The sequence below is a fragment of the Streptomyces carpinensis genome, assembly GCF_002154505.1.
Classification (GTDB): Bacteria; Actinomycetota; Actinomycetes; order Streptomycetales; family Streptomycetaceae; genus Streptomyces; species Streptomyces carpinensis.
The window spans coordinates 1-6,936 of the sequence record NZ_MUBM01000069.1 but is presented as its reverse complement, the minus strand read 5'-3'; the positions used below and the strand labels follow the sequence as shown (position 1 = coordinate 6,936).

Below are 6,936 nucleotides of genomic sequence, written 5' to 3'. Positions count from 1 at the left end.
TCGCCCGCGGCGCGCTCGCCGCGCCCCGGCGGGCACGGCGAGCGCGCCGCGGGCGAGAGAGGCGCTCACGCCGGTCTCCCCGGCGTGCCCGGCCCGCTCGGGCGGCCACAGGGGGCCGGACCTGAGCCCTTGGCCATGCCCCACGGTGGTTCTTCGGCCGACGGCCGCCCTGCTGACGGCCGCGCGGCGGCGGCCGGCGGATTCCCGGGCCCCGGCGCCCTCCAGGGTGGCTCTCCCGACGGCGGTGCGGTGCGTGGCCGTGGTCCGGGGACGACGCCCGTCGTCGGAGCTCCGGCGCGGCCGGCGGCCACGGCGGGATTCCCCGCCGTGCCGCAGGGCCCGTTCGTGGCGCCCGACCCCTCCCTGTCGTGGAGCGCTTCCGCAGCACCCGGCACCGCCCCCGACGCGGCGCGGCCCTACGTGGCGCTCGGGGAGCCCGAGGGCTACGACGAGCGGGGGCGGGGCCGCGCGCTCGGCGTCCGGGTGCGGCCACGCACCGCGGCGGCGGCCGTGTGCGCCGTCCTCGGGCTCGGCCTCATCGGCGGTGCCGTGACCGGGAGTTGGCTCACCGGGGACTCCGGGGAGGGCGGTGCGGCCGGAACGTTCGCCACGGCCGGCGGCCTGTGGCACAACGTCCCCGTCGACCGGCTGTTCCCGCCCACGGTGGAGGGCGGCGGCGCCGGTCCCGGCGGGGCCGACCGCACCTGGACCCGCGTTGCCGTGGCACCCGACAGCGGCTGCGCGAACGCCTTCGACCCGCTGCTGCGCAAGGCCCTGACCCCCGTCGGCTGCGCGCGCCTGCTGCGCGCCACCTACACCGACTCCACCCAGAGCTACGTCACCACCGTGGGGCTGCTCTTCACCAAGGCCGACGCGCCCGCCATGAGCTCCCTCGCCGCCCGGTTCAGGAACGAGGGACTCGCCCGGCGCACCGACCTGATGCCCCGTCCGTACGCCGCCAAGGGCACCGTCGCCGCGGCCTTCGGCGACAAGCAGCGCGCGTCGTGGACCATTTCCGTGCTGACCGAGGCACCCGTGGTCGTCTACGCCGTCTCCGGCTGGGCCGACGGCCGCACCGTCGACTCCCCGCAGCCCGCCGCCGACGCGATGCGCTCCGGCGCCACCACGGCCCCCGCCCAGGCCGGCCTCGGCAACGAGGCCCAGGGACTGGCCGACCGCGTCGAACGGGGCCTGCGCAGGACCGTCGGTTCGGCCACGGACACGGAGAAGCCCTCGTGAGAGCCGTCATCACCCGCAGGAGCAGCGCGCTGAGCCTGCTCCTGGCCGCCTCCCTCGCCCTCGTGCCGGCCACCGCCGCGCACGCCGACGGCATCCGTGCCCAGCAGTGGGCGCTGGACGCCATGCACACCCAGCAGGCCTGGCGCGTCGCCAAGGGCAAGGGCGTCACCGTCGCCGTCCTGGACACCGGTGTCGAGAGCGGCCACCCCGACCTCGTGGGCAACGTCCTGCCCGCCAAGGACTTCATCGGCTTCGGGGCCCGGCCCGGCGACCGCACCTGGGGCCGCCACGGCACCGCCATGGCCGGCATCATCGCCGGGCACGGCCACGGCCCCGGCGACGCAGACGGCGTCATGGGCATCGCCCCCGAGGCGAAGATCCTTCCCGTCCGCGTGATCCTCGAGGACGGCGACTCCGCCCGCGCCCGCGCCCGCACCAGCCGCGGCAACGCCCTCGCCGACGGCATCCGCTGGGCCGCCGACCACGGCGCCGACGTCATCAACCTCTCCCTCGGCGACGACTCCGACTCAGCCCACCCCGAACCGGCCGAGGACGAGGCCGTCCAGTACGCACTGAGCAAGGGCACCGTCGTCGTCGCCTCGGCCGGCAACGGCGGTGACAAGGGCGACCACATCTCCTACCCGGCCGCCTACCCGGGCGTGATCGCCGCGACCGCCGTCGACCGCTACGGCACCCGCGCCGACTTCTCCACCCGGCGCTGGTACGCGGCGGTCAGCGCGCCCGGCGTCGACATCGTCATCGCCGACCCGGACCACAGGTACTACGCGGGCTGGGGCACGAGCGCGGCCTCCGCCTTCGTCTCCGGCGCCGTCGCCCTCGTCAAGGCCGCCCACCCCCGCCTGACACCCGCGCAGATCAAGAGGCTCCTGGAGGACACGGCCCGCAACGCGCCCGTCGGGGGCCGCGACGACTCCCGCGGCTTCGGCATGGTCGACCCGGTCGCCGCACTCAAGGCCGCGGACCGCCTCGAACCGCAGGGCCTGCACGCGGTGGCGTACGGCGACAGGTACTTCGGCCCCGGCCCCGGCACCGCCGAGGCGCACGACACCGCCTCCGGCTGGGCCGGCCCTCTCGCCGGCAGCGCCGGGGGAGTGCTGCTGGTCGTCGCGGTCGTCCTGTGGCGCGGCCGCCGCGAGGACGACGACCAGGCCGACTTCCGTCAGTTTTAGACCTAGGGTCTTTCGTTCGGATCGTGCCGGGCTCGCGTGGCCCGGCGCGAAAGACCCTGGGCGAGGCGGCTTCCGCCGGCCGCGGAGCCCGCGTCACGCATCCGCGCGCGGACCGGCGTCACGCCCCGTCCGCGAACACCGACACCGCCGCCCGTGCCGCCCCCTCCACCACCGAGATGCCCTTCTCCTTCGTCGCGTTGCCCCGGGACAGGGCGGCCACCAGGTAGTCGTCGCCGTCGGCGGTCACGCGCCCGATGCTGTTGACCACCCACAGCCCGGTCGTGCTGCGTGGCAGCCAGCCGTTCTTCAGGGCCCACGCGGAGCCGTCGGCCGCCGCCGACACACCCCAGCGCTGGTCCTCGGCGATCCGCCCCATCAGCCCCTGGAGGAACGTCCGTGAGGCCGCGCTCAGCTTCGCGTCCGCGTCGTCACCGAACACCTGCTTGAGCAGGGTGAGCTGGTCGGCGGACGTGGTCTGCGTCAGGCCCCACAGCGCGCCGTCGCCCCCGGAGGTGTCCGTCAGCCCGAAGCGGCGGTTCGCCGCGTCCAGGCCGTCCGCCTCGCCGACGATCCGCCACAGCGCCGAGGCGGAGTCGTTGTCACTGTCCTCGATCATCGCGGTGGCGTACGTCTTCTCCCGGGCGGTCAGGCTCCGTCCCGCGTCCTGCGCCTGGAGCAGCAGGGCCGCCAGGATGTCGACCTTGACGATGCTCGCCGTGTCGAACGAGCCGTCGCCGTATCCGGCGCTCCGCCCGGAGCCGAGATCGAGCACCGCCACCGACACGGTGGCACCGTCAGCCGCCACCGACTTCATCGCCTCGGCCAGCAGCGCCGTACGGTCCGCCGCCTGGTCCGTCACCGTCTCCATCGATGCCCTCCCACTCGCCGACGCCGACCCCGGGGACGACGTCGGTGACGAGGACGGCGCCGGCGACGATACGGGCCCAGGCCCGGCAGGGCCCGCCCCGGCCCTCACATATGCGGCACCCGCCGCCGTGGCGCCCACGACGGTGACACAGACCAGGGCCGCGCACAGCAGGGACCGGCGCCGGGACGGGCGCGCCCGGCGGCGACGGCGGTGACGGCGGGCACTGACGGACGGGGACTCCATGCCCGGGATGCTTCTGGCGGTGACTGTGCGCGCCGTGGGGCCGGCGTGAGACGTGGGTCAGGGGACCCTGAGAAAACGGTGAAGGCCCCGGATAGGGTCGGAGCCGTGGCGAACAAGAACATTCCCGACCCCGGCTTCTCCGACGACGACGGCTCCGCCGATCCCCGGCTGAGCGCGGCGCTCGCCGCCTGGGCCGAGGACCGCACCGCCGTGGGTCCCGTCCTTCAGGCGCTCGAGGGCGCCCGGCTGCTCGTCCCGGTCGTGGCCGTCCTCGGCGAGGTCGAGGAGGACGAGCGGGGGCTGCGCCGCGAGAAGACCAGCGACATGGCCGTGCCCACCCTGAAGGCCGGCGACCGCACCGCGCTGCCCGCCTTCACCTCCACCGACTCCCTGGCCCGCTGGGACCCGGCGGCCCGTCCCGTCGCCGTGCCCCTGCACCAGGCCCTTCAGGCCGCCGCGCACGAGAAGGCGGACACGGTGGTGCTGGACCTCGCCGGGCCGGTGCCGTTCGAACTGACCGGGCCCGCGCTGCTCGCGCTCGCGGAGGGCCGTACGACGACCGACCCGCTGGCGGACCCGGCGGTCGTGGCGGCCGTGCGGGAGGCGGTGGCCGCCGAGCCGGCCGTGCTCCGCGCCCACCTCGGACCCGGGCAGGCCGACGGCACCCTCGCCCTGGTGCTCGACCCGGAGGCCGCCGCGGCCCCGGCCGAGGCCGCCCGCGCCGTCGCCGAGCGGCTGGCCGCCAGCGACACACTGAGGGCCCGCCTGGTGCGCGGTCTCGACCTGGCACTGCTGCCGGCCGGGACGACGCCGCCGGGCGAGCCCCTGTATGTGAAGGAGTAGCCCCGCCGCGCGAGGCGGTGGGGGAGAGGATCAGCCGTAGACCGGCCCGGTGTACTTCTCGCCCGGCCCCTGGCCCGGCTCGTCCGGGACGACCGACGCCTCGCGGAACGCCAGCTGCAGCGACTTCAGGCCGTCGCGCAGCGGCGCCGCGTGGAAGGAGCTGATCTCGGTCGTGCTCGCGTCCAGCAGTCCGGCGAGCGCGGTGATCAGCTTGCGGGCCTCGTCGAGGTCCTTGTACTTGTCGCCCTCCTCGGTCAGACCGAGCTTCACGGCGGCGGCGCTCATCAGGTTGACGGCGACCGTCACGATCACCTCGACGGCGGGGACCTCGGCGATGTCGCGGGTCATGGCGTCGAAGTCGGGGTTGCCGGAGGTCTCGGGGGTCTCCGAGGGGGAGGTGTCACTCATGCCCCACACGATAGGGGCAGGCGACGGCCGCCATGCCCGGGCCCCGGCCGGTCGCCGTGACGGCATCGCCGTCACACCTTGCCGATTAGCCCTTGTCAACCGATCCTGCTAACCTTGTGTGACGACCGGTCGGACACGGATGTCCCAGGGGTTCGCCCCGGACAGAACGAGCCCGGCCCACAAGTGGAGGCTTCGAACTCCCACCTGACCGCCCTCAGGGGCGGCGGGTCACCGGTCAGGCGGTCCCGTCCCTTGTGGCGGCGATCCGCCCGAAAGCGCGCCCCGCGGCATCGCGGCGGTCGCTCCGGTAGTTCGAGGAGCCCCGCCTGTGATCGTCCGGGGCATTTTTGTTGCTTCGGCGCGGTTAGGTCTTACGTACACAGATGTACGCGGCTGTCCGCCAGACCGCCGCGTGGTGCTACCGAGGAGGATCCATCAGCGCCGAGCCCCGCATCAACGACCGGATTCGCGTTCCCGAGGTGCGACTTGTCGGTCCCAGTGGCGAGCAGGTCGGCATCGTGCCGCTCGCGAAGGCACTGGAGCTTGCGCAGGAGTACGACCTGGACCTGGTCGAGGTCGCGGCGAACGCCCGTCCGCCCGTGTGCAAGCTCATGGACTACGGGAAGTTCAAGTACGAGTCGGCCATGAAGGCCCGTGAGGCGCGCAAGAACCAGGCGCACACGGTCATCAAGGAGATGAAGCTCCGGCCGAAGATCGACCCGCACGACTACGACACCAAGAAGGGTCACGTCGTCCGGTTCCTCAAGCAGGGCGACAAGGTCAAGATCACGATCATGTTCCGTGGTCGCGAGCAGTCCCGGCCCGAACTGGGCTACCGGCTGCTGCAGCGGCTCGCGGAGGACGTCCAGGACCTCGGCTTCGTGGAGTCGAACCCGAAGCAGGACGGCCGCAACATGATCATGGTTCTCGGTCCGCACAAGAAGAAGACCGAGGCGATGGCCGAGGCCCGCCAGGCGCAGGAGGCCCGCAAGGCCGAGGCGAAGGCCCACCCGGGCCGCTCGCAGAACGCCGCTGAGGCCGAGACCACTGAGGCCCCGGCCGAGGCTTCCGCCGAGGCGTGACTCCCGGGACGCCAGTCCCAGGATGTATCCGATACAAGAGCGACGCTCCACAGTGCCCGGTTTTCGTGACCGGGCACCGGAGCGCCACCTACGAGGAGAGAACGGCGCTATGCCGAAGAACAAGTCGCACAGCGGTGCCAGCAAGCGCTTCAAGGTCACCGGCTCCGGCAAGGTGCTCCGTGAGCGCGCCGGCAAGCGCCACCTGCTCGAGCACAAGTCGTCCCGTCTGACGCGTCGCCTCACCGGCAACGCCGAGATGGCCCCGGGCGACGCCAAGAAGATCAAGAAGCTTCTCGGCAAGTGACACGGCGGCGCCCGATCGGCTGAGCCCCGCGCACAGCTGACCCCCCGCGCCGTACGTCAGGACCGGGACCCAATCGTTTCCGGGCCGTGTGAGGACAACCACGGCCCCGCTACAAGGAGTCAATCAAGTGGCACGCGTCAAGCGGGCAGTCAACGCCCACAAGAAGCGCCGGGCGATCCTCGAGCAGGCCTCCGGCTACCGCGGTCAGCGCTCGCGTCTGTACCGCAAGGCCAAGGAGCAGGTCACCCACTCGCTGGTCTACAACTACAACGACCGCAAGAAGCGCAAGGGTGACTTCCGCCAGCTGTGGATCCAGCGGATCAACGCCGCGGCCCGCGCCAACGGCATCACCTACAACCGCTTCATCCAGGGTCTGAAGGCCGCCAACGTCGAGGTCGACCGCAAGATCCTGGCCGAGCTGGCCGTCAACGACGCGAGCGCGTTCGCCGCCCTCGTCGAGGTCGCCCAGAAGGCTCTGCCGAGCGACGTCAACGCGCCGAAGGCCGCCTGACGCCGCGCCGGCTCTAGGCCGACGTGACTTTACGGACCCGTGGGCTTCGTGCCTGCGGGTCCGTTGTGTCGTGCGGTTCCGGCGGGTTCGGCACCTCCGGACTCCGCCGTCGTGGTCGATCGCCGCTGCGGCGGACATGAGTTGCTGTGGCTGATGAGGTTGCTGCGGCGGAAAGTAGTTTCTGAAGGTGAAGAGCATGCCCCCCGCGAGCCCCGACCTCATCTCCCCCCGCTCCGCCCGCGTCCTGG

The 6,936-nt window shown here is 73.1% G+C and carries 8 protein-coding genes; 6 read left to right on the top strand and 2 right to left on the bottom strand.

The genetic code is table 11. The features are described from left to right. The first annotated feature begins 327 nt into the window (after window positions 1–327). Window positions 328–1,239, top strand: coding sequence for a hypothetical protein (locus BZY54_RS09905; RefSeq protein WP_244217064.1), 912 nt, complete (start codon window positions 328–330; stop codon window positions 1,237–1,239). Continuing rightward, on the top strand, window positions 1,236–2,429 hold the full coding sequence (gene mycP / locus BZY54_RS09900; RefSeq protein WP_086724614.1) for a type VII secretion-associated serine protease mycosin: 1,194 nt from the start codon (window positions 1,236–1,238) through the stop codon (window positions 2,427–2,429). The genes BZY54_RS09905 and mycP overlap by 4 nt, the downstream gene beginning before the upstream one ends. A 118-nt stretch (window positions 2,430–2,547) precedes the next feature. Here mycP and BZY54_RS09895 read toward each other — a convergent pair whose 3' ends face one another. Beyond that, on the bottom strand, window positions 2,548–3,540 hold the full coding sequence (locus BZY54_RS09895) for a serine hydrolase (protein ID WP_086724612.1): 993 nt from the start codon (window positions 3,538–3,540) through the stop codon (window positions 2,548–2,550). A 105-nt stretch (window positions 3,541–3,645) separates the two neighbouring features. On the opposite strand from BZY54_RS09895, the gene BZY54_RS09890 reads away from it, so the two are divergent. Then, window positions 3,646–4,383 (top strand): SseB family protein, encoded by a 738-nt coding sequence (locus tag BZY54_RS09890; RefSeq protein WP_086724610.1) that lies wholly within the window; start codon window positions 3,646–3,648, stop codon window positions 4,381–4,383. 30 nt (window positions 4,384–4,413) lie between these two features. On the opposite strand, the gene BZY54_RS09885 is transcribed toward BZY54_RS09890, so the two are convergent. Further along, window positions 4,414–4,791 carry a DUF1844 domain-containing protein gene (locus BZY54_RS09885; protein WP_086724608.1) on the bottom strand — a complete coding sequence of 126 codons (378 nt, stop codon included), beginning with the start codon at window positions 4,789–4,791 and terminating at the stop codon, window positions 4,414–4,416. Window positions 4,792–5,174: 383 nt separating this feature from the next. On the opposite strand from BZY54_RS09885, the gene infC reads away from it, so the two are divergent. From infC to rplT, 3 genes are all read left to right on the top strand, one after another. Beyond that, entirely contained in the window at window positions 5,175–5,873 is a 699-nt protein-coding gene (gene infC, locus BZY54_RS09880; protein WP_086724606.1) for a translation initiation factor IF-3, read from the top strand. 109 nt (window positions 5,874–5,982) lie between these two features. Continuing rightward, a complete protein-coding gene (rpmI, locus tag BZY54_RS09875) occupies window positions 5,983–6,177 on the top strand; it encodes a 50S ribosomal protein L35 (protein WP_007829094.1) in 195 nt (64 codons plus the stop codon). A 127-nt stretch (window positions 6,178–6,304) separates the two neighbouring features. Continuing rightward, complete coding sequence (gene rplT / locus BZY54_RS09870; protein ID WP_014671645.1) at window positions 6,305–6,688, top strand: 50S ribosomal protein L20; 384 nt, start codon at window positions 6,305–6,307, stop codon at window positions 6,686–6,688. Window positions 6,689–6,936: the final 248 nt, after the last annotated feature.

What these genes read in the sequence shown, in the direction of transcription:
- rpmI (WP_007829094.1), top strand. Translation starts at nt 5,983, where the DNA reads ATGCCGAAGAACAAGTCGCACAGCGGTGCCAGCAAGCGCTTCAAGGTC.
- infC (WP_086724606.1), top strand. Translation starts at nt 5,175, where the DNA reads ATGTACGCGGCTGTCCGCCAGACCGCCGCGTGGTGCTACCGAGGAGGA.
- BZY54_RS09885 (WP_086724608.1), bottom strand. Translation starts at nt 4,791, where the DNA reads ATGAGTGACACCTCCCCCTCGGAGACCCCCGAGACCTCCGGCAACCCC.
- BZY54_RS09895 (WP_086724612.1), bottom strand. Translation starts at nt 3,540, where the DNA reads ATGGAGTCCCCGTCCGTCAGTGCCCGCCGTCACCGCCGTCGCCGCCGG.